General features: G+C 71.6%; 18 protein-coding genes. 3 read left to right on the top strand and 15 right to left on the bottom strand.

From position 1 onward, the window contains the following. Positions 1–134: 134 nt before the first annotated feature. The 6 genes from mltG to ACSHV8_RS51125 form a co-directional block, all read right to left on the bottom strand. Positions 135–1316, bottom strand: a complete 1182-nt coding sequence (mltG, locus tag ACSHV8_RS51150) for an endolytic transglycosylase MltG (protein ID WP_436527881.1) — start codon at positions 1314–1316, stop codon at positions 135–137. Continuing rightward, entirely contained in the window at positions 1317–1778 is a 462-nt protein-coding gene (gene ruvX, locus ACSHV8_RS51145; RefSeq protein ID WP_436527879.1) for a Holliday junction resolvase RuvX, read from the bottom strand. Between the two features lie 226 nt (positions 1779–2004). Beyond that, on the bottom strand, positions 2005–4686 hold the full coding sequence (alaS, locus tag ACSHV8_RS51140; protein WP_436527877.1) for an alanine--tRNA ligase: 2682 nt from the start codon (positions 4684–4686) through the stop codon (positions 2005–2007). After that, entirely contained in the window at positions 4683–4973 is a 291-nt protein-coding gene (locus ACSHV8_RS51135; RefSeq protein WP_436527875.1) for a hypothetical protein, read from the bottom strand. The genes alaS and ACSHV8_RS51135 overlap by 4 nt, the downstream gene beginning before the upstream one ends. Positions 4974–4988: 15 nt before the next feature. Further along, positions 4989–5441: a DUF948 domain-containing protein gene (locus ACSHV8_RS51130; RefSeq protein WP_436527873.1), complete on the bottom strand. Its 453-nt coding sequence runs from the start codon at positions 5439–5441 to the stop codon at positions 4989–4991. Between the two features lie 80 nt (positions 5442–5521). Continuing rightward, the gene (locus ACSHV8_RS51125) at positions 5522–6394 is read right to left on the bottom strand and encodes a hypothetical protein (RefSeq protein WP_436527872.1); all 873 of its coding nucleotides are present in this window, start codon (positions 6392–6394) and stop codon (positions 5522–5524) included. A 969-nt stretch (positions 6395–7363) separates the two neighbouring features. Between ACSHV8_RS51125 and ACSHV8_RS51120 the strand changes: the two genes are divergently transcribed. Both ACSHV8_RS51120 and ACSHV8_RS51115 read left to right on the top strand, forming a co-directional pair. Further along, complete coding sequence (locus ACSHV8_RS51120; RefSeq protein ID WP_436527870.1) at positions 7364–7555, top strand: hypothetical protein; 192 nt, start codon at positions 7364–7366, stop codon at positions 7553–7555. 207 nt (positions 7556–7762) lie between these two features. Next, on the top strand, positions 7763–8722 hold the full coding sequence (locus tag ACSHV8_RS51115) for a hypothetical protein (RefSeq protein ID WP_436527869.1): 960 nt from the start codon (positions 7763–7765) through the stop codon (positions 8720–8722). A 1442-nt stretch (positions 8723–10164) separates the two neighbouring features. On the opposite strand, the gene ACSHV8_RS51110 is transcribed toward ACSHV8_RS51115, so the two are convergent. The 4 genes from ACSHV8_RS51110 to ACSHV8_RS51095 all read right to left on the bottom strand — a co-directional run bounded on the left by ACSHV8_RS51110 (position 10165) and on the right by ACSHV8_RS51095 (position 14043). After that, complete coding sequence (locus ACSHV8_RS51110; RefSeq protein ID WP_436527867.1) at positions 10165–11820, bottom strand: replication-associated recombination protein A; 1656 nt, start codon at positions 11818–11820, stop codon at positions 10165–10167. Positions 11821–11948: 128 nt separating this feature from the next. Further along, positions 11949–12164, bottom strand: coding sequence for a hypothetical protein (locus ACSHV8_RS51105; protein WP_436527866.1), 216 nt, complete (start codon positions 12162–12164; stop codon positions 11949–11951). Beyond that, positions 12164–13444 carry an MFS transporter gene (locus ACSHV8_RS51100; protein ID WP_436527864.1) on the bottom strand — a complete coding sequence of 427 codons (1281 nt, stop codon included), beginning with the start codon at positions 13442–13444 and terminating at the stop codon, positions 12164–12166. Before ACSHV8_RS51100 ends, ACSHV8_RS51105 begins: the two co-directional genes overlap by 1 nt. Continuing rightward, positions 13441–14043, bottom strand: a complete 603-nt coding sequence (locus tag ACSHV8_RS51095; RefSeq protein WP_436527863.1) for a helix-turn-helix domain-containing protein — start codon at positions 14041–14043, stop codon at positions 13441–13443. Before ACSHV8_RS51095 ends, ACSHV8_RS51100 begins: the two co-directional genes overlap by 4 nt. A gap of 125 nt (positions 14044–14168) precedes the next feature. Here ACSHV8_RS51095 and ACSHV8_RS51090 point away from each other — a divergent pair, with 125 nt between their 5' ends. Continuing rightward, positions 14169–15251 carry a questin oxidase family protein gene (locus ACSHV8_RS51090; protein ID WP_436527861.1) on the top strand — a complete coding sequence of 361 codons (1083 nt, stop codon included), beginning with the start codon at positions 14169–14171 and terminating at the stop codon, positions 15249–15251. 344 nt (positions 15252–15595) lie between these two features. Here ACSHV8_RS51090 and ACSHV8_RS51085 read toward each other — a convergent pair whose 3' ends face one another. The 5 genes from ACSHV8_RS51085 to ACSHV8_RS51065 form a co-directional block, all read right to left on the bottom strand. After that, on the bottom strand, positions 15596–16084 hold the full coding sequence (locus ACSHV8_RS51085) for a GyrI-like domain-containing protein (protein WP_436527859.1): 489 nt from the start codon (positions 16082–16084) through the stop codon (positions 15596–15598). A 118-nt stretch (positions 16085–16202) separates the two neighbouring features. Further along, positions 16203–18005 (bottom strand): aspartate--tRNA ligase, encoded by a 1803-nt coding sequence (gene aspS / locus ACSHV8_RS51080; protein ID WP_436527857.1) that lies wholly within the window; start codon positions 18003–18005, stop codon positions 16203–16205. 143 nt (positions 18006–18148) lie between these two features. Next, positions 18149–18538: a hypothetical protein gene (locus ACSHV8_RS51075; RefSeq protein WP_436527855.1), complete on the bottom strand. Its 390-nt coding sequence runs from the start codon at positions 18536–18538 to the stop codon at positions 18149–18151. 1215 nt (positions 18539–19753) lie between these two features. Beyond that, the gene (locus ACSHV8_RS51070; protein ID WP_436527853.1) at positions 19754–20689 is read right to left on the bottom strand and encodes a 2-phosphosulfolactate phosphatase; all 936 of its coding nucleotides are present in this window, start codon (positions 20687–20689) and stop codon (positions 19754–19756) included. A 98-nt stretch (positions 20690–20787) separates the two neighbouring features. Further along, positions 20788–21132 (bottom strand): hypothetical protein, encoded by a 345-nt coding sequence (locus ACSHV8_RS51065; RefSeq protein WP_436527851.1) that lies wholly within the window; start codon positions 21130–21132, stop codon positions 20788–20790. Positions 21133–21142: the final 10 nt, after the last annotated feature.

The following is a 21142-nucleotide window of genomic DNA, read 5'->3' as shown; positions in this document are numbered from 1 at the left end:
CTGAATGTCCAGCATGTCAAGCCCCCGGCTGGAACTACGAGGCGAAGGGTGCCATGGATCGACCGAAGGCGCTACCTCATGGCGACGGCCGGCGGGTTTTCACCCACCGGCCGCCGATCTGGCACACGTCCCGTTCAGCAGATCGGGATGCCGTTCTTGCAGGCGATCAGTTTGTTCTTCTCGTGGTCGTCGTTGGTCTTGCCGTAGGCCATGGTGCCCTTTTTGTCGACCGTCACGAAGAAGTAGTAATCGCTCTTCGGAGCCTCGATCGCACCCTTCAGGGCGACCTCTCCGGGGTTACTGATCGGCCCGACCGCCATGCCTTTGACGTCATAGTTGTACGGGTTCTTCGGGTCGTGCAGCTCGCTCGCGAGCAGGTGTTCCGACGCTTTCGCGTCCTTGCCGCTGATCCGCAGCCAGTAGTTGACCGTGCTGTCCAGCTGCAGGCAGCCGCACGGGAACTTCCCGGTGTAGGCCCGGTTGTAGAGGACCCGCGCGACCGGACCCATGTCCTCGGGCAGGAGCGCCTCGACCTGGGCGATCGACCCGGCGACCAGAGCCTCGTACGGCGAGATGTTGAGCTTGGCCGCCTGGTTGACGAAGTCCAGCTGCTCCATCTCGGCGTTGAAGTTCTTGATGATGATCTTCAGAACGTCCTCGGCCTTGGCGTCCTTGGGAAACTCGTAGGTCGCCGGGTACAGGAAGCCCTCGATGTCGGACGCGACCACCTTCTTGCCGTCCTTGCGCTTGAACCACAGCGCCGGCACACCCAGCTTCTGCGGGCTCTTCGCGGCCGTCTTGAAGTCGGCGACCGGGATGCCGGTCGCCTTCGACAGCTTGTCGAAGATCTGCAGCGAGATCAGGCCCTCGGGGATGGTGATCTTGTTGACGTTCTTGTTCTTGAGGTCGAGCAGCATGGTCAGCGCGTCGGCGGCCTTCATCTCCTTCTTCAGGAGATACGATCCGACCTGGATGTCCTTGCTCTTCGGGTTGTCCTTGGCCGCGTCCACGAAGGCGGCCGCGCTCTTCACCACACCCGCCTTGTACAGCGTGTTGGCGATGTCGGTCGCGGTGTTGCCGGACTTCACCTCGATCACGGCCTCACCGGCACCCGGCCCGGCGTAGTCCTCGACGCTGAAGAAGCCCTTGACCTTGCCGTAACCGATGTAGCCGACGCCGCCGAGCGCGCCGAACAGCAGAAGAACCAGAGTCAAGGCCAGGAACGTACGGCCTCGGCGGCCCTCCTTCTTCCGATGTCTCCAGCGGCCGGGATCCTCGGCGCCCGCGAACGCTAAATCCAGGTCGTCGTCGCTCAATTAAGTCTGCCTCCGCTGCGCGTCCAGCCAGCCCTGCAGGATCTCCACGGCGGCCGCCTGATCGACGACCGCACGCTGCCGACGCCCTCGAACGCCCCGCTCGCTCAGCCTACGACTGGCGACGACGGTCGACATCCGCTCGTCGGAGAGCACGACCGGCCGGGGCGCGACAACCGCGCTCAGCCGTTGCACATACGCCCGGACGTGGCCGGCCGCCACACCCTCACGCCCGTTGAGCGCGACCGGGAGACCCACGACGACCTCGACGGCCTCGTGCTCCTCCGCCAGCCGGGCCAGCTCGGCCATGTCGGCGGGGATCTTGTCCTCGCCGGCCTGCTGGTCCCGTGCCACGGTCACGACCGGGCTGGCCAGGATCCCGTCCGGGTCGCACTTGGCGACCCCGACGCGCACCTGGCCGACGTCCACCCCGAGGCGCACCCCCCGGGTGAAGGCGTGCGTCACGCTCTCTCCCTGCCCACCAGCAAAACCGCGTCTCCTTGTCCCCGAACAGGCTTCGTCTTACGATCCGGTCATTTATCGACCTGCGACGATAAATGGCTCCCGATCGCGGGCAAAGCTTAACCGCTCCGACCCCTGATACAACGGCCCCCTGTGCCGAGGCTGGGAATTCTCAAGGAAAAGGAAAGGATCCGTCGCACTGGGCGACGGATCCATTACCAGCACATTGTCAGGAAGCCTCGGACAACGCCTTCTCAATCGACGCCAGCAGGTTCGGCGCCTCGGCCGCCGCAACGCCGCCGCCCTGCGCCAGGTCGGCGTTGCCGCCACCCCGGCCGGACAGCGCGCCCTTGACCAGATCGCCGGCCGACAGGCCCCGGCCCTTGGCCGCCGCGTTGATCGCCACGATCAGCGAGGCCTTCCCGTTCGACCGGGACGTCACCGCGACGACCGCCGGACGCGCCGGGTCGAACTTGCCGCGGATGTCCTGAGCCAGCGTGCGCACGTCGTTACCGGCCGCGCCCTCCGGCGCCTCGGTGCCGACGAACGCCACCCCGCGCAGATCCTTCGCCTGGTCGACAAGCGCGCCGGCCCCGGCCAGAACCATCTGCGCCCGCAGCTTCTCCAGCTCCTTCTCCGCGTCGCGCAGCGCCGTGACGGTCTGCTCGACCCGGTCGGCGACCTGGTCACCGGGGACCCGGAACATGTCGGCCAGACGGGACACCAGCAGGTGCTCCTTGGCCAGGAAGCCGAACGCGTCGATGCCGACCAGGGCCTCGACCCGGCGGACGCCCGAACCGATCGACGACTCGGTCAGGATCTTCACCAGGCCGAGCTGGCCCGAGCGGGCCACGTGCGTGCCACCGCAGAGCTCACGGGCGTAGTCGCCGACCTCGACGACACGGACCTCGTCACCGTACTTCTCGCCGAACAGCGCCATCGCGCCCAACCGGCGGGCCTCCTCCTGCGAGGTGGTGAACGCGTGCACCTCGAGGTCACGCAGCAGCACCTCGTTGATCTGCTGCTCGACGTCGAAGAGCACCGACGGGTTGATCGCGCCCGGCGTGTGGAAGTCGAACCGCAGCCGGCCCGGCGCGTTCAGCGAACCCGCCTGGGTCGCCGACTCGCCGAGGAAGTTCCGCATCGTCTGGTGCACCAGGTGCGTCGCCGTGTGCGAACGCGAGATCGCCTTGCGGCGGGTCACGTCGATCTCGGCCAGGCCGCTCTCGCCCGACCGCACCTCGCCCTGGATCACCCGGGCCTTGTGCACGATCAGGCCGGGCAGCGGCTGCTGCACGTCGACGACCTCGAGCCGGCCGCCGCCGACCTTGATCACACCGGTGTCGGCCTGCTGGCCACCACCCTCGGCGTAGAACGGGGTGGTGTCGAGCACCAGCTCGACGAAGTCACCCTCGCCGGCCACCTCGATCCGGCCCTTCTCACCGATCAGGGCACGGACCCGGGACTCCCGGACGACCTCCTGGTACCCGGTGAACTCGACCGCGCCGCCGGCGTCGAGCGCCGAACGGTACGCCGACAGGTCGGCGTGACCCGTCTTGCGCGCCTTCGCGTCGGCCTTCGCCCGGTTCCGCTGGTCGGCCATCAGACGGCGGAAACCGTCCTGGTCGACCTGCAGGCCCTGCTCCTGGGCGATCTCCAGGGTCAGGTCGATCGGGAAACCGTACGTGTCGTGCAGCTGGAACGCCTGCGAACCGGACAGCTGCTTCGCGCCGGACTGCTTGGTCTCGGTGATCGCGGTGTCCAGGATCGTGGTACCCGCCTTGAGCGTGGAGAGGAACGTGTCCTCCTCCGCGTACGCGTACGTGGAGATGCGCCCGAACTCCTCGGCCAGCTCCGGGTAGGACGGGGCCATGCAGTCCCGCGCGATCGGCAGCAGGATCGGCAGCGCCGGCTCCTGCCAGCCGAGCAGGCGGATCGCCCGGATCGCCCGGCGCATGATGCGACGCAGCACGTAACCGCGGCCGTCGTTGGCCGGCACCACACCGTCGCCGATCAGCATCAACGCGGTACGCACGTGGTCGGCGATCACCCGCAGGCGCACGTCGTCCGGGTGCGACTCACCGGCGACGTGGCCGGAGTGCGCGCCGTACTTCTTGCCGGTCATCTCGGCCGCGCGGGCCAGGATCGGGCGGACCTCGTCGATCTCGTACAGGTTGTCGACGCCCTGCAGGATCGACGAGATGCGCTCCAGGCCCATGCCGGTGTCGATGTTCTGCTTGGGGAGGGCGCCGACGATCGTGAAGTCCTCCTTCGACTTCACGTCGGTGATCTCGTACTGCATGAAGACCAGGTTCCAGAACTCCATGAACCGGTCCTCGTCGACCTCGGGGCCGCCGTCCCGGCCGTACTCCGGGCCGCGGTCGTAGAACAGCTCCGAGCACGGGCCGGCCGGGCCCGGGATGCCCATCGACCAGTAGTTGTCCTTCTTACCGCGGCGCACGATGTGCGCTTCCGGCACACCGATCTTGCGCCACAGGTTGAACGCCTCGTCGTCGTCCAGGTACACCGTCGGCCAGATGCGCGACGGGTCCAGCCCGAAACCGCCCTCGGCCACCGGCTTCGTCGACAACTCCCAGGCGAGATTGATCGCGCCTTCCTTGAAGTAGTCGCCGAACGAGAAGTTGCCGTTCATCTGGAAGAACGTGCCGTGCCGGCTGGTCTTTCCGACCTCGTCGATATCCGGCGTGCGGATGCACTTCTGCACGCTGACCGCGCGGTTGAACGCCGGGGTCTGCTGGCCCAGGAAATAGGGCACGAACTGCACCATGCCGGCGTTGATGAACAGCAGGTTCGGGTCGTCGATGGCCGGCAGCGGGGCACTCGGGACCACCGTGTGCCCGTTGGCCTCGAAATGCGCCAGATAGCGCCGCTTGACTTCCGCCGTCTTCATCGAATTCCCTCCTGCGAACCGGGCTGCGAATCGTCGCGCAGCTCGGCGAATTTATCCTCGTACAGAACCCCTTCGGCGAACGCCTCGTGGATCTGTTCCTCCCGCTCGGCCATGCCGTCGCGGACGTCCTCCACGAAGCTACGCACCGACTCGACCAGCCCGCCAGCGGATTGCGAGAGCGACGTGGCAATACCGGTCGGGGTGAACTCGTCGGCCTTCTGCGTGAGCTTGCGCACCACCAGGGCGCCGACGGCCAGACCGACACCGAGCCAGAGCAGGCGTTTCATGACGGCGATCCCCTCTCAGCGACCGGCGCGGCGGCGCCGCTGCTTGATCTCGGTGCGCACCTCGCGGTCCTCCTCGGCGGCCCGCCGGGCGGCGGTCGCCTTACGCAGGCCGTACCCGAACGAGGCGACCTTGACCAGCGGGTTCGCCGCGGCGGCGGAGACCACGGTGACCAGGTTGGCGACGTTGGCGGTGATGTTCTGCGCGTGCTCGGTCATGGTGTCGACCTTGGCCAGTTGCAGGTTCACGCCGTCCAAAGAGACCTGAACCTGGCCGAGCGCGGTGTTCACGTTCTCCACCGTGGTGTTCACGTTGCCGAGCAGCGGGCCGGTGCGGTCGACCACCTCGTTGATCCCGCGGGTGGCGGCATCGATCGTGCGGCCCAGCTTCAGGATCGGGAAAGCGAGCACGACGACGAGCATCAGGAAGGCGCCCGCCGCGATCAGACCAGCGATTTCTCCGGCGTCCATTAAGCGCGTCTCCTCTTCGGGTGGTCACGGATTCGGCGGGGACAACGTGCAGACCCTACCGTCCGTGACCACCGTCCGCTTCACGACGCCTGGGGTGTCGGATCCAAGAGCGGATCGTTCTCGTTCAGGACCGGATCCGGCGTCTGACCGACCGGCCCCGGATTCTTGTCCGTCTTCCCCCGGTCGTCGGCGATCGCGATCCGCACCTTGATGCTGACCGTCGATCCGTCCGACGGCTCACACGGGGTCGCGCCCGACTGCCCGGCCTCGGCCGCGTCCGTGCCGGCGGCCGGCAGCGCGTCCTGCGCCACCTGGTCGACCGCGCAACCGGGCAGCCCGACGGCCAGGTCCAGAGTGAACTCGTCCCGCCGGAAACAGGAGTAGGTGCCCTGGTCGGGCGTCACCGGCGACTCCGGGCAGTCCCCCACCTTCCACGGCGTCCAGCCGGCCGCCTTCAGCGCCTTCGTGTACGCCTCGGTGGTCTCCTTGAACGGCCGCTGCGACTCCACCGTGCGCTCCCGGAACCGGCACTCCAGGAAACACCAGCGGCTGCCGCTGCCCTTGTCGTCCGGCTTCTCGGCCGCCCAGGACGGGACGTCGAGCGCATTCAGGGACGCGAAGACCGGATCACTGCTGACCGCCCGCAACCCGAACAGCGCCGGAAGCACCAGCAGCACGATCGCGGCCAGGGTGGAGAGCGTGATCAACCGGAGGCGGCGCTGGGTGCGCAGCTTCTGGCGGAGCTCGGCGAGAGCGCCCTCGGCTTCCTCGTCGAGAGGTTCAACACCATTTTCCCGTACGGGGGTGGCCGGGGTTCCGGCCTTCGGGGCGCCGGCTCGGGCGACCGCGATGGTGCCGGTGCCGTGGCCGAGATCGTCGGAGGGGCCGTTGCCGCCGCCGAATCCGTTTCCGGGGTTGTTCCCGCCCGGCCCGTTGCCGCCCGGGCCGTTCACGCCCGCGCCTGGTCCGTTCGGACCCGGTCCGTTGGGGCCCGGTCCGCTTCCGGGCGGTCCGTTCGGGGCCGGGACGTTTGCCCGGCCCGGCACGGAGGCGGTGCCCGGGACCGAGGCTGAGCCCGCGCCGCGGGGGGCCACGGCGTTGCCGGGCACGGCGGCGCCGCGGACCGGGCCGGCGCCGCGGTTGTTCCCGGGGGCGTTGTTTCCGGGCATGGCTACGGACGCCGCGCCTCGCGGGAGGCCCTCCGGGTCGCCCTGGCCGGGGACGGAAGCCGCCCCTCGACCGGGTCCACCGGTTTCCGGCCCGTTCGGCGGAACGACGGCCGCGCCTCGGCGGGTCTCGGGTCCGTTTCCGGGCACGCCGGCCGCACCGCGGCGAGGAGGCCCGCCCGCGTCCGGTCCGTTCCCGGGCACCGGGGCCGCGCCGCGCCGCGGGGGGCCACCGGGTTCGACATCGCCAGGAACGCCGCCCTGGCCGGGGATCGGCACGGAAGCCGCGCCACGCCCAGGACCGCCAGGGCCGGCCGGCCTGCCTCGGCCGCCAGGTCCGCCGGGACCGTTCGGCCCACCAAGACCGTTCGGCCCACCAGGACCGCTGGGCCTACCGGGACCGTCCGGGCCGTTGGGACCTCCGGGGCCGCCCGGCCCGCCGAGGCCGCCGAGGCCGTTGGGGCCGTTGGGGCCGGCCGGGCCGCCGGGGCGGTTGCCGGGCACTCGGGCCGAGCCGGTCCCGGGTCCGCCGGGGACAGATGCGGCACCAGCGGCGCCGGTCCGGGCCACTCCGGGCACGGAAGCGCCACCGCGTGCCGGTCCGCCACCACGAGGGCCGGCGGCCGGCGAGACCGGGCCGGTCATCCCACGATCCGGCCCACCGGCACCGGCCGGGAAAGCCTGACTCTGATCCGGACCGGGCAGGCCGCGACGACCCATCCCCGGACCGTCCGTCCCCTGATCCGGTCCGGCGCCATGACGGCCCGTGGCCGGACCGTCGGGACCGGCACCACGGCGACCCACCGGACCGTCCGGTCCTGTCCCGCGACGGCCCTGCTCCGGACCACGAGGGCCGGAACCCGGGCCGCCCGGCGGGAAGCCCTGCTCGGGACCGCGCCCTTCACCCGGGCCCTGCTCCGGGGCGGCTCGACGGCGACGACCCCGTGAGGTCGGCTCCGGAGCACCCGTCCCGGCCGCGAAACCCTGGCTCTGGTCCGGGCTACCCATTCCGGCTGGGAAGCCTTGACTCTGCTCGGGACTGCCCATGCCGGCGGGGAGGCCCTGGCTCTGATCCGGACGGCCCATACCCGCCGGGAAACCCTGACTCTGATCCGGTCGACCCATGCCCGCCGGGAAACCCTGACTCTGATCCGGGTGACCCAGGCCGGCCGCGAAACCCTGGCTCTGGTCCGGGTGACCCATACCCGCCGGGAAGCCCTGGCTCTGATCCGGACGGCCCATACCGGCCGGGAAGCCCTGGCTCTGGTCCGGACCGGCCGGGCCGCGCCCGCGTCGGCCGGGACCGGCCTGGCCGGGTACGACCGCACCGGTCTGGCCGGCCTCCACGGCCCGCCGGTCGGCGGTGAAACCGTCCTCGTCCGGCTGCAGCTGCCCGTTGCCGGGGCGCGGCGCGGGACGCTGGATCACTCCCGACGTGCTCTCGGCCATCGCGCCGGCCCGTCCGGGCATGGCCGGGGAACGCTTCCCCTGCCGTCCCGGAACCACCGGCGGCGCTACCGCCGCGGCCGCCCGAACCGGGCGCCCGTCACCGGGCCCGATCCGCCGGGGCCCGGGAACTCCGGGTCCGCCCGCGCCCGGCCCGGGTGCCTCTTGCCCAGGCACATCCGACCCGGGAACGCCCGGCCCGGGGCCGGCCGGTCCAGGCATACGCGGCCCCTGCCCAGGAGCACCCTGTCCGGGCACGGCGCGGCCCGGCACACCTTGCCCTGGACCACCGCGCCCCGGCGCGCCCTGCCCCGGCATACCCTGCCCAGGACCGCCAGGACCAGCCATGCCCTGGCCCGGACCGCCCTGTCCGGGCGCGCCCTGTCCCGGACCACGCCGTCCCGGAGCACCCTGTCCGGGGCCACCACGTCCAGCAACGCCCGGCCCGGCCTGTCCGGGCATGCCTTGTCCCGGACCGGCCTGTCCGGGCATGCCCTGGCCGGGAACGCCGGGTCCACCGGCGGCTTCGTGCCGCCCGGTCCCCTGCTCCCGCGGGCCCGGGCCCGGTCCTCGGCGCCCGGCCGAGACGTCCTGCGACAGGCCGAACCGATCCTCCGGCTGCGCGTGCGCGCCCGAGGTCGGCCGCGCGGACCCGCCGCCGGCCCGTGAGTGCGCCGGCCCGTCCGGGGCGGCGTGTGACGCGGGCCCACCCGACGTCGGCCCGCGCCCCGCGAAACCGTCGGGCGCCGCGTGTGAGGTGGGCGCCCCCGAGACCGGTCCGCCCCCGAAGTCGCCGTCGGGCGCGGCGTGGGACGCGTGCGCGCCCTCCTGCTCGGGCCGGCCCCGCCGGTTGCGCCCGCGGGAACGGCGACCGGCGTCATCGTCGCCGCCCGGGATCGGGCCGGTCTGGTACACGCTCGGCGGCACCGGGTCGTTCTGGTAGACGATCGGCGGCACGGTGTCGGCGGGCGGAATCGGCCCGGTCTGGTAGACCGACGGCGGAATCGGCCCGGACTGCTGCGCGTCGACCCGGGCCGACGCGGCGTCCGCGCGGAAACGATCACGGGCCGGCGCGGCCGGCGACGTCGGACGGACCCCGGGCGAGACCGGGCGCACCCCGGCGCCGGGCACGTCGGGTGCGTTCCCCGTGCGCGGAACCGTTTGATCCGGATAACCCGGCCCGGCGAGATCGACCGGGCGGCGTCCGTCCGGAGGCACTGACGCGCCCCGGCGCCCCGGCGGCACCGCAGCCGGCGGAACCTGCCCGGGCAACATCTGCCCGGCCCCGGGAACACCACGCTGACCAGGAGAAACCGGGCCGGCCGACCCGCCTCGCGGACCAGCACCCGGCGGCATCTGCCCCGGCCGTCCGGCACCGGGGCCGGGCGGCATCGCCCCTTGCGGCATTTGTCCAGGCATCTGACCAGGCGGCACCTGACCGGGCGGCATCTGACCAGGCCCCGCCGGCCCACCGGGCATCGGCCCACCACGCTGACCGGGCGGCACGGCTCCGGGCGGCACGGCTCCGGGCGGCATCTGCCCGGCCTGCACCGGCCCACCACGCTGACCAGGCGGCACAGCCCCGGGCGGCATCTGCCCAGCCTGCACCGGCCCACCAGGAACCGGGCCACCGGGAATCGGACCGCCGCGCTGGCCAGGAGCACCCGACCCCGGCCGCTGACCCGCCATACCGGACCCGGGCATCCCTGGACCCGCCATGCCAGGCCCGGCCATCCCGGGACCAGGCCCGGCCATCCCGGGCGCCGAACCACCGGCGGGGCCGCCGGAAGGACCGCCGACCGGGCCGTCACCAGCGGAATCGTCCGCCTCGAAGCCACCGCCGAAGACCGGCCCGGCATCGTCCGGTTTGTCGTCGGGACCGGGCGCGCGGCGACCGGACTTGCTCGTGCGGGCCTCGCCGGGAGCCACGCCGGGCCCAATCGCGTTGCCTTCCTGCTTCGCGGTACGCAGGTCGTCGAGCCAGCCGGTCTCCTCGCGCGGGATCTCGATCGGTTCAGCCGGCGCTTCGGCGCGGCCGCGCCCGAAGCGGCGGCCCTTCTTGCCGCCGCCCTGCCCGGCCTCGTCGTCGGGCCGTTCGGCACCGCGCGGTGTCACGGCTGTTCCTTCCCGGCGGCGTCGCCGCGCACGTCTGACCGTTCCTCGTCACTGCCGGATCCCGCCCCCGCCGGACCCGAAGCCTCTGAAACCGAAACCTCTGCGACCGAGGCTTCCGGGGCACCAGCCGCCCCCGGCGCATCAGTCACCGGAACAACGGCCGCCGAGGCGACCGGTTCCGGGGCGCCCGCCGAAACGGAGGCCGCCGAAGACTGTGACGCATCCGGGCCCGGAGCACCACCCGCCGCGCGGTCCGCCCCGGTCGCCGAAGCGGCACGGCCGGCGAGCCCCCGCACGATCCGGCGCAGGCGCGGCACCCGTTCGCCGACGGCCCGCTCGGCCCCGTGTTCGGTCGGCCGATAGTAGTCGGTGCCGACGAGATCGTCGGGAACGTACTGCTGCCGCACGACGCCGCGGGCGTCGTCGTGGGGATATCGATAGCCGCGACCGTGACCAAGGCCACGTGCCCCGGAGTAGTGGGCGTCACGCAGATGCGCCGGGACCGCCCCGCCGCGCCCGGCCCGTACGTCGGTCATGGCCGCACCGATGGCCGTGGTGACACTGTTCGACTTGGGGGCGGTGGCCAGGTGCACGACCGCCTGGGCCAGGTTGAGCTGGGCCTCGGGCATGCCGATGAGCTGCACCGCCTGGGCCGCCGCGGTCGCCACGAGCAGGGCTTGCGGGTCGGCCATGCCGACGTCCTCACTCGCGAAGATCACGATGCGCCGGGCGATGAAGCGCGGGTCCTCCCCGGCCACGATCATCCGGGCCAGCCAGTGGAGGGCCGCGTCGGGGTCGCTGCCGCGCATGCTCTTGATGAACGCGCTGATGATGTCGTAGTGCGCGTCGCCGTCCCGGTCGTAGCGCACCGCCGCCACGTCGACCGCCTGCTCGGCGGTGGCCAGGTCGATCTGCTCGGCGCCCTGCGCGATCGCGGTGCCGGCCGCCGCCTCCAGCGCCGTCAGCGCCTTGCGAACGTCGCCGCCGGCAAGTCGTACCAAATGGTCCTCGGCATCGTCGGCCAGGGTGACCGCGCCGCCCAGCCCGCGCTGGTCGGTGATCGCGCGGCGGATCAGGGCGCGCACGTCGCTCTCCTCCAGCGCCTGCAGGGTCAACAGGACACAGCGCGACAGCAGGGGAGAAATCACCGAGAAGTACGGGTTCTCGGTCGTCGCCGCGAGCAGCGTGACCGTCCGGTCCTCGACGGCGGCGAGCAGCGAGTCCTGCTGGGTCTTGCTGAAGCGGTGCACCTCGTCGATGAAGAGCACGGTCGGCGGCCCGCCCCGGCGGCGCTCGTTGCGGGCCGTGTCGATCACCGCCCGCACGTCCTTGACGCCCGCGGTCAGCGCCGACATGGCGATGAACTTGCGGTCGGTGGCGTGGGCGACCAGGTGCGCGATCGTGGTCTTGCCGGTGCCGGGCGGACCCCAGAGGATCACCGACATCGGGCTGGAACCGGTCACGAGCTGCCGTAACGGGGCTCCGGGGGCGAGCAGGTGCTGCTGGCCGACGAGCTCGTCGATGCCGGCCGGGCGCATCCGGACGGGCAGCGGCGCGTCGGCCGCGGGCGTGCCGAAGCCGGCGGCCGGAGCGGCGTGCTGAGGCGCCGACAGGTCCGGCTGCGCGAGGGAGAAGAGCCCGTCCGTTTCCATCGCAACCGACAGTACCGGCCATCGGAGGCCGATCCGAAATGCGACCTCACCGCCTGTGGACACGCTCCCGGCCCGCGAACGCACCATCACTGAGCGTGCGTGCGCGGGCCGGGGAGGAGCGCGGAAATTCAGCCGCGGCCGGGGCGACGGCCGTAGAAGCGGCGGCCGGTGCCCGTCCCGCTGCGCGGACCGCTGCCGACGCCGGCGAGGTACAGGGAGATCAGCAGGAAGCCGATCGAGGCCATGGTCGGGAAGTTGATCAGATCGGGGGCACCGAAGTTGGTGTCCAGCAGATCGGAGATCAGGTAGATACCGAAAACGACAGCGGCTGCTATGGCGAGCATCAGATTCCTCCGGGGGTGAGAGCCGATGTCGGGCTGGTACCCCCGTCGATGGGTTCCCGAAACTTGGGCTTCACCAGGTAGAGCGGGGCGGCCGCGGCGAGGACCACACCCCCGACGACGATCGCCGCGCTGACACTCACGCTCTGCGCCAGAGAGGTCAGCAGGATCGCGCCGATCGCGAAGCCGGGCTGGCCGACCATCGAGTTGAGCGAGAGCAGACTCGTCCGGTACTCGCCCTCGGCCTGCCGGTGCAGCAGTCCGGCGTGGACCGGATTGGCCGCGCCGTGAACCCCGTACGTCAGAAGGAAGCCGGTGATCACTCCGGCGGGGCCGGCCAGCAGTCCCATCACGAGGATCGTCAGTCCCTGCAGGATCCGCAGCGCGAATCCGGTCCAGGGGGCACCGATCCGCCGGATGAGCAGCGGGATCAGCGCCGCGCCGGCCGCCGACATCGCCCAGCCGGCCGAGCTGACCGGGCCCATCAGCGCCGCCGCCTCCTGCTTGTCGGCCAGGACCTCGCTGAGCCGGATCGGCATCAGCTTCTCGAACGTGATCATGCCGAAGCTCCACAGCAGCTCGACCATGATCAGCGCGAACACCACCCGGGACCGGCGGACCAGGCCGAGCGCGGAACCGATCGCCCGCGGCACCCCGCGGATCGAGGCGGACCAGGCGGCCAAGCCGCGCGCCGGCCGCTCCTCCTTCATGAAGAACACGATCGCCAGCGTGCTGACCCCGCTCAGGATGACGGCGCCGATCAACGGCACGGTCAGCGCGCTGAGCGAGCCGATCGGGCCGAGCCAGATCAGACCGCCACTGAGCAGGGCACCGGCGGCGATCGCGAGACTGAGCGCGACCGAGCCGTGGCTCAGGCCGGTCTCGATGTCGGCCCTGTCGTCCGCGGCCAGGGACTCGTCGACGAACCAGGAGTCCAGCGGCCCGCTGTCCAGCGCCCGGTAGATCCCCTGCAGGAACCAGGCCAGGGCGAACACGGCGACCGTGTCGGCGAAGGTCATCACGGTCAGCGAGACCAGATTGATCGCCCCGGCGATCAGCAGCACCGGGCGGCGGCCGAGCGCGTCGGCCAGACCACCGGTCGGCAGCTCCAGGAACAGCACGGTGATGCCCTGGACCGCGGAGGCCACACCGGTCTGCGCGATCGTCAGCCCGCGATCCAGCAGCAGCAACGGGAACAGCGGGATGATCAGCCCGACGGGCAGCCACCGAAGAGCGATCAAGAGCAGATACCGAAACCTGATTTCCCGTACGGCCATGGTCATGTCACGTCCTCCGAGGTCTCCATCACGTCCCCGATCCGCGGCAGCGCGGCCACGTAGAGCGCGACCAGGCGCGCGTCGGGGCCCGGCTCGTCCTGGCCGAGGCGCCGGTACCGGTCGATCACGTCCTCGATCTCGCGCAGCAGGGCGGTGGTCTGCTCCGAACCGAGGTGCAGCATGTAGTCGGAGATCTCGGCGGTCTCCTGCCAGGCCGGGGACTCGTCGGGCAGCGCGCGCCGCCAGTTCTGCGCCAGCTCGGCGAAGTGGCGGACCTGGAACGCCTCCAGCCACTCGACCGCCGCGGTGGCCTCCGGATCACCCTCGTAGTAGCTGCGGCGGAAGCTGGACATGTCGTGCGCGGCCCGCCACCAGCGCTGCCGGCCCGACCCCGGACGCTCCTCCTCGACGACGAGCCCGACCTCGGCCAGCTGGCGCAGGTGATAGCTGGTCGCGCCGGTGTTCGTGCCCAGCGCGGCGGCGAGGCTGGTGGCGGTGGCCGGACCGGTCAGCCGGAGCTGGCCGACGAGCCGCAGGCGCAGCGGCTGGGCGAGCGCGCGGATCTGTGGACCACTGAGATGTACCTGGGTGACGTCGTCGGCCATGGATACACAGTAACTGTGCACAACTTCTGTGCACAGCTATTGTGCACGATCGGCATGAATGCCCTGTGAACTGGGCATTCATGAGGCTTGACGTGAACCAAGGTTCAGGTAGCAAGCTCGTGAGCATGGCAAACGAGACGCTCGACGAAGCTCTGCTCCGCCTCCATGACACCGGGCCGGAATTCGACGGCTGGCTCTCCAACCACGCCCCGATGGCCGCCGAGGCACTGATCCGGAACGGGCACGCCGACGACGTACACCGGTGGATCGACAAATACCTCGACCGCCTCGAAGAGACACCGCGCGGCATCGCGCCGATCGCACGGGACGGCTGGCGGGAACCGCTCGGGGACGTCGCCCGTACCGGAGACTGGTTGATCTTCTTCAACCGCGAGACACGGACCGAGCCGTGGCGGGACATGCTCGCGACCTGGTGGCCGCGACTGCTGCCGGGCATCGCCGCCGGGGCGACCCACGGGGTGATCCGGGTCGGCCACGCCGTCCGGGCGCTGCTCGAACAGGAAACCCCGGAACGCGTCGCCGAGCTGGGACAAGGACTGGCGTACTGGGCGGCGCGCTGGCAGCCCATCGCGCCCGCCGGGCAGGGACCGTACCGGAACTCCGACCCGCGGGGCGCGCTGGACGCCGTGCCGCGCGTCCCCGACCAGCGGCTCGGCATCCGCAGCCGGCTGGCCCAGCTGGCCGACCTGCCCGACTGGGCGTCGTCGTCGGGAGCGGTACCGGGCGACGGACCGGAATCGGAGCGGCTCCGGGGGATCGTGGGCGCGGCGGTGCGGCGGCATCTGGACTACGGACACGGCAGCCCGATCATGATGGTCCACGCGGCGACCGCACCGGCCGCGGTGCTGCGGACACTTCCGGCGCTGCCGGCGGCGCTCGCGGGGCCCAGCCTCGCGGCGGCCTGGGCGGCGACCGCCGCCGTGACCGCGGCCTACTCGCCGTCCGAGCCCGGCCCGAGGCACTCCGCCGGCCCTGGTCAGGGCCCCGCCCCCGCCCCCGCCGCCTCCTCCGATACTGCCCTGCCGGTTCGGCTCGACCCCGCCGAGGTTTTCGAGCACGCCGCAACCTCAGGCGACGCCCACGCCATCAAGTTCGCCGACGCCGCCATCGAGGCCTGGCACAGCAGCCCCGATCCCATCCTGCTCCGCGCCGCCGTCCACGCCACCGACCTGATCGGCCCGGCCTGACCGCCGCCGGCCACGCCCCACCGACCTGAGCGGCCCCGGCCGACCGCCGCTTCCGGGGGTGGATGCTCGCCGCGGATGCCGTCGTGCACAACGGTTTCCGCAGTCCGGCCTCGGTGCTTTCGATGCCGGCGTCGACCAGGGAACGAGCGGCTTCAGGATCGGTGACCGCACTTCGGTGACCGCCCGCCCCGGCCCGGCGCACGCCGGGCGGGCCTTGACCGGCCGGGGCCTCGCGCGGTGACGACGGGACCGGGACGCTGCGGTTGCCGGAGGCTCATGACGTACGGGAAAAAGTAAGAAGGAGCCGAGCAGAGCCGGCGCCGGACCGCGGTTTCGGCGCCGGGTCAGTCGGCGAGTTTGAACAGCAGCACCGTCTCCCATTTGTGCATGTCCGGTTGTTCGGCCGGGCTGGTCATCAGGATCTCGAGTCGCGCATTCCACCGCTCCCCCGTCGGGGTCGGTGTCATGTCCCAGGTCAGGCCGTTGCGCTGCCCCCAGTCGAGGAGTCGCGCGGTGATCCCCATCAGCTGGTCGGGGTGGCCGACGTGGCTGACCGTGGCGTAGCGGCCGGCGGGCAGCGTGTCCATGAAGTCGGGTGGCTCGACCGGGACGCGGCCGGCGACGGGGATGCCGGCCTCGACCACCATCTCCGCCGCCATGTCGATCACGCGGTAGCGGAAGAAGGGCGCACCGGTGACCTGGATGCCTCGTTGCGCGAGGCCGGAGAACATGGTGGGCAGGTGATCGGCGATGCGCGCGAACTCGGTCATGGTGATCGATTCGCGGCGGCCGACATACAGCTGCTCGGCGCATTGAACGATGGTCGGCTCCACGCGGACCAGTCTCACAGGATCGGCGGTCCCGCGCACGCCGGGTTGTCGGACCTGTGGATTGTGGATAACGCACGGCCCCGGCGGGAAGTTCCCGCCGGGGCCGTGACCTGCTTTTATGTCAGTTGGAGCGCTCGACCGGGGCGGCTTGGCCGTCGGTGCCCGGCGTGCCGGCGTTGGCCTTCGGCTTGGCGTCGACGCCGGCTTCGAGGCGCTGCTGGGCGGTGATCGGGGTGGGTGCGCCGGTCAGCGGGTCGAAGCCGCCGCGGCTCTTCGGGAACGAGATGACCTCGCGGATCGAGTCGAACCCGCCGAGCAGCATGCAGGTCCGGTCCCAGCCCAGGGCGATGCCGGCGTGCGGCGGCGGGCCGTACTTGAACGCTTCGAGCAGGAAGCCGAACTTGTCCTGCGCCTCTTCCGGGGTGATGCCGAGCAGGTCGAAGACCCGGCTCTGCACGTCGCCGCGGTGGATACGGACGGAGCCGCCGCCGATCTCGTTGCCGTTGACGACGATGTCGTACGCGTAGGCGAGGGCCTTGTCCGGGGCGGACTCGAAGTTGTCCAGCCACTCGTCGTTCGGCGAGGTGAAGGGGTGGTGGACGGCGGTCCAGCCGCCTTCGTCGGTCTTCTCGAACATGGGGGCGTCGACGACCCAGCAGAACGCCCAGGAGGATTCGTCGATCAGCTTGGCGCGCTTGGCGATCTCGATGCGGGCGGCGCCGAGGAGTTCCTGGGCCTCGCGGCGCTCCGCACTCGCGGCGAAGAAGATGGCGTCGCCGGGCTTGGCCCCCACCGCATCCGGCAGTCCGGACAAGTGGTCGGATGAGAGGTTCTTTCCTACCGGGCCGCGCGGCTCGCCGGTCTCCGCGTCCAGAACCACATAGGCGAGACCACGGGCGCCTCGCGCCTTGGCCCAGTCCTGCCAGCCGTCGAGCTCCTTGCGGGTCTGTGACGCGCCGCCCGGCATGACGACCGCGCCGACGTAGCCACCGGCGTCGATCGCGCCGGCGAACACCCGGAACTCGGTGCCGCGCAGGTAGTCCGTGAGCTCGACCAGCTCGACCCCGTACCGCAGGTCGGGCTTGTCGGAACCGTAGCGGTTCATCGCGTCGGTCCAGGTGATCCGCGGGATCGGCAGCTGCACCTCGTAGCCGGCGAGCTCGCTCCACAGCTTGGCGACGATCTCCTCGCCGAGCGCGATGATGTCGTCCTGCGTGACGAACGACATCTCGATGTCGAGCTGGGTGAACTCGGGCTGCCGGTCGGCGCGGAAGTCCTCGTCGCGGTAGCAGCGGGCGATCTGGTAGTACCGCTCCATGCCGGCGACCATCAGCAGCTGCTTGAACAGCTGCGGGGACTGGGGCAGCGCGTACCACGAGCCGGGCTGCAGGCGGACCGGGACCAGGAAGTCCCGCGCGCCCTCGGGCGTCGACCGGGTCAGGGTCGGCGTCTCGATCTCGTTGAAGTCGTGCGCGTGCAGCACCTCACGGGCGATCTGGTTGGCCCGGCTGCGCAGGCGCAGCGCCTTCGACGGGCCGGAACGGCGCAGGTCGAGGTAGCGATACTTCAAGCGGATGTCGTCGGACGCGGTGACCGCGTCGTCGATCGGCAGCGGCAGCGGCGCGGCCTCGGAGAGCACGGTCAGCTCGCTGGCGACGACCTCGATCGCGCCGGTGGCCAGCTCCGGGTTCTCGTTGCCGTCGGGGCGGGCGTTGACCTGACCGACGACCTTCACGCAGAACTCGTTGCGCAGCGCGTGCGCGTCCTCCTCGCGGAAGACCACCTGCACCACGCCGGAGCCGTCCCGCAGGTCGACGAAGATGACACCGCCGTGGTCCCGCCGGCGGGCCACCCAGCCCGCCAGCGTCACCGTCGTGCCGGTGTCGGTGGCACGCAGACTGCCGGCGTTGTGGGTCCTGATCACGGAAACGTCTCCTAACCGAGTTTCGCGGGGCGCACCCGACATTCTGTCAGGGTCGCCCCGTGCCACGTGCCACGGGCCGGTTTGCCGGGGTTGGTCCGCTATTGCCGGCCACCCGTTCGCCCTTGTCGCCGGGCCGGCCTCTGCTATCGGGCCAGCCAGGAGGTCGCGCGCAAACCCGCGGTTCCGGTCGCGCCCACGTCGGTGATCTCCACCAGGACCAGCTTCGCCGGTTGGGCCGCGGTCAGCACACACATCGCCGACCCTTTCCTCACCGGCACCTCGGCCCCCGGCCCGAGCGGACCGTTCCTGATCGCCCGCTGACAGTCGTCCGCGTCCAGGTCCGCGGTGGCCACGCTGCTGCCGGCGGCCGCGCCCGGCCCGAGCGACAGGCGGGCCGGGGTGCTCCCGCATTTGCTGTCGTACCGCAGGTCGGACACCTGCTGTGCGGCGCCGGCGCGAGGTTCGTCGAGGTCCAGGTAGACCAGCGCGGAGCAGCCGATCCGAATATCAAGAGCCTCTTTCGCGTACGTCACGGGGAGCCCTGTACTCGACGCCGCGACCGTTTCCGGTCGCTCCGGCCGGGCCCCGGCGCCCTCATGCAACCGATAGAGCAGCACAGCCCCCGCCCCGGAGGCCACCAGCGCCACCAGACTGATCATCAGTGCGGTCAGCGCGATTCCCCGACCAGGCGGCTTCGCTCGATCCGCTTTTTTCCAACCCTCTTCGCGTACGTGTGAGGAAGCCCCCGAATCGTCGGCCGCCCGGTCGGCCCCGGGTGGCTCCGGAGCCGCCATGGGTGGCACGCCGATCCGGGTCAGCACGCTGGTCGCCGGCGGCGTATCAGCAGTCCACACCGGGTCCTCCCCAGCCGGCACCGTCGTAGCCGCCCGGTCCACCGGCGTGGTCGCCCCCTGGCCCATCGCCGCGGCCGGCGCCCTATTCGCCGGCCCGGCCGTCGTCTGGGTCCCCGAGCCGACCGGCCCCTGGTTCATCGCCGCACCCGTCACATGCCCCACGGACCCGGTCGGCGTGTGCCCCGTGGACCCGGGCGGCGCATACCCCAGCGGCCCGGCTGCCCCATGATCCACTGCCGCAGGCGAACCGTGGCCGCCCGACACGCCGGGCGCGCGATTCACCGGCCCGGCCGGGTTAGGACGCACCGGCCCGGCTGACATCGGGCTTGCCGGCCCAGCCGGGGTCGGACTCAGGGGCCCGGCCGACATCAGGCTCACCGGCCTGGCCGGGGTCGGGCTCAAGGGCCCGGCCGACATCGGACTCACCGGCCCGGTCGGGGGCGGGTTCACCGGGGCGGCCGGGGCCGGGTTCACCGGCGCGGGCGCGGTGGCAGGCGACTGGTGACGGATCGGCCGGGGTGAGGGCGCCTGATCACGAACCGGCCGCGGAACCTTCCGCTCCTGGTCAGGCCGCGCCTCGCCAACCCTGTCCGGGGAGGTGCGCGAACGCACGACAACGGGCGCCTCCCCCACGAAACGCTCCCGCTGCCCCGACGCGGTCCGCTCCTCACCCCCGGGCGGATCACCCGAACCGCTGTCAGTGGTGTTGCTGGCGTAGCTGGCAGCACGAAAAACCGGCATATAGGTCTCCAGCGACGAAGTGGGAGAAACTCCCCAGAACGCTAAGACCCATGATCGTCGGACAACATCCCCCACCGAGGCGACTAGGCATCCGGGCGACACCGATCCCCACCCCGAACCAGCCCACCAGCAGCACCTCCACTACTCAGACGCTCAACCTCCGCCGAGACGAACGCCCCGATACCAACCGTCCTGAAGCACCGGCACGACCTCGGTCGAGTGGATCTCCCCCGCAACCGCGACATCCCCGGCAAACCCGATCGCGCTCAGCTCCCGCCCCGAAGCCGACGCAGCCAGCGCCTCGGGAACCCGATCCGCCACCGCCCGATACGCCGCCACCGCCATCTCCGCCTCGGGCGAAAGATCGTCAAACCCGTCCAGGAACGCCCCCGCACCCCAAAGGTCCTCAACCGCAGGCCGCAACCCACCGCCCGGCCGCAGCCCACTCTCCGGTCGCAGCCCACCCTCCTGTCGCGGCCCGCTCTCCGGTCGCAGCCCACCATCTGACCGCAGCCCACCGTCCGGCCGCCGTTCGCCTGCTGGCTGTGGCCCACCGTCCGGCCGCTGCTCGCGTTCCAGCGCCCGCTCGCCTTCCGGCCACTGCTCGCCGGCCGCGACCACCGCGACGGCCTGCCCGTCAAGCCGAGCCCGAACCCATTCACCGGCCGCCTTGGCGTTCCGCAAGCTGACCCCGATCACCGTGACCCCGCCCGCGGCGAACCGTGCAGAGATAGCCGACCCGTTCGGCGACGGCAGCACGAGCCGCCCCACCGGCCGCTCTGCGATCACGCGTCGGAGCGCCGCCGGAGACAGACTGATCTCATCGGGCCGCGCCACCTTCCGCCCCACCGCCAGCTCAGCCCCGTACCGCTCAGCCACTTCCGCCGCGCTGCCGTCCCGCCACCGATACGGCATGACCGCGATCCCGTGCTCCACCGCCACGCTGAGCGTGGTCGTGAACGACAACACGTCCACCACCACGACAAACCCCGCCCCGGCGGCGATCGCCTCAGCCCCGGACACCCCCCACTCGAACCGCCCCCGATAAGCCTCCTGCCCAAAAACACCCACCAGACCCGCCGCCGTCACGCGCCCTCCCCAGCCGGATCACCCTCAGCCGTCCCGCACCGACCAGCCGGGCCGCGTCCCATCGCCGGACCGCGCTCCGGCGCCGAACTCCGCGACGGTCAGCGGAACTCGCGGACAACCTCGATCGTGCCGACGATGTGGTCGTTGAACTCCTCCAACTCCTCGGCCGGAACCCAGAGCTCGAGAATCGTGTCCCCGCCGGCCTGCCGCACCGGGTACCGAGCCGCGAACTCCGCCTCCACCTCGAACCGCGTCACATACCCCACCCCCGAGGCCGGCACATTCCAGTCCCGCGCGATCCGCACCGCGTAGTCCTCGTTGAGCACCGGATAGAAGATCGGCTGGTCCGGCAGCCGCGCAGGCCACCGCCGCCAACCCGAATCCCGCACCAACTCGAGCTCCTCGGGCCCGGTCGGGCGCCACAGCACCAACGTCTCACTCATGCCACGCAGT

The sequence above is a fragment of the Actinoplanes sp. HUAS TT8 genome (assembly GCF_051380535.1).
GTDB lineage: Bacteria > Actinomycetota > Actinomycetes > Mycobacteriales > Micromonosporaceae > Actinoplanes.
Note: the sequence above shows the minus strand (reverse complement) of the source record. Positions and strands in the feature narration are given on the sequence as shown.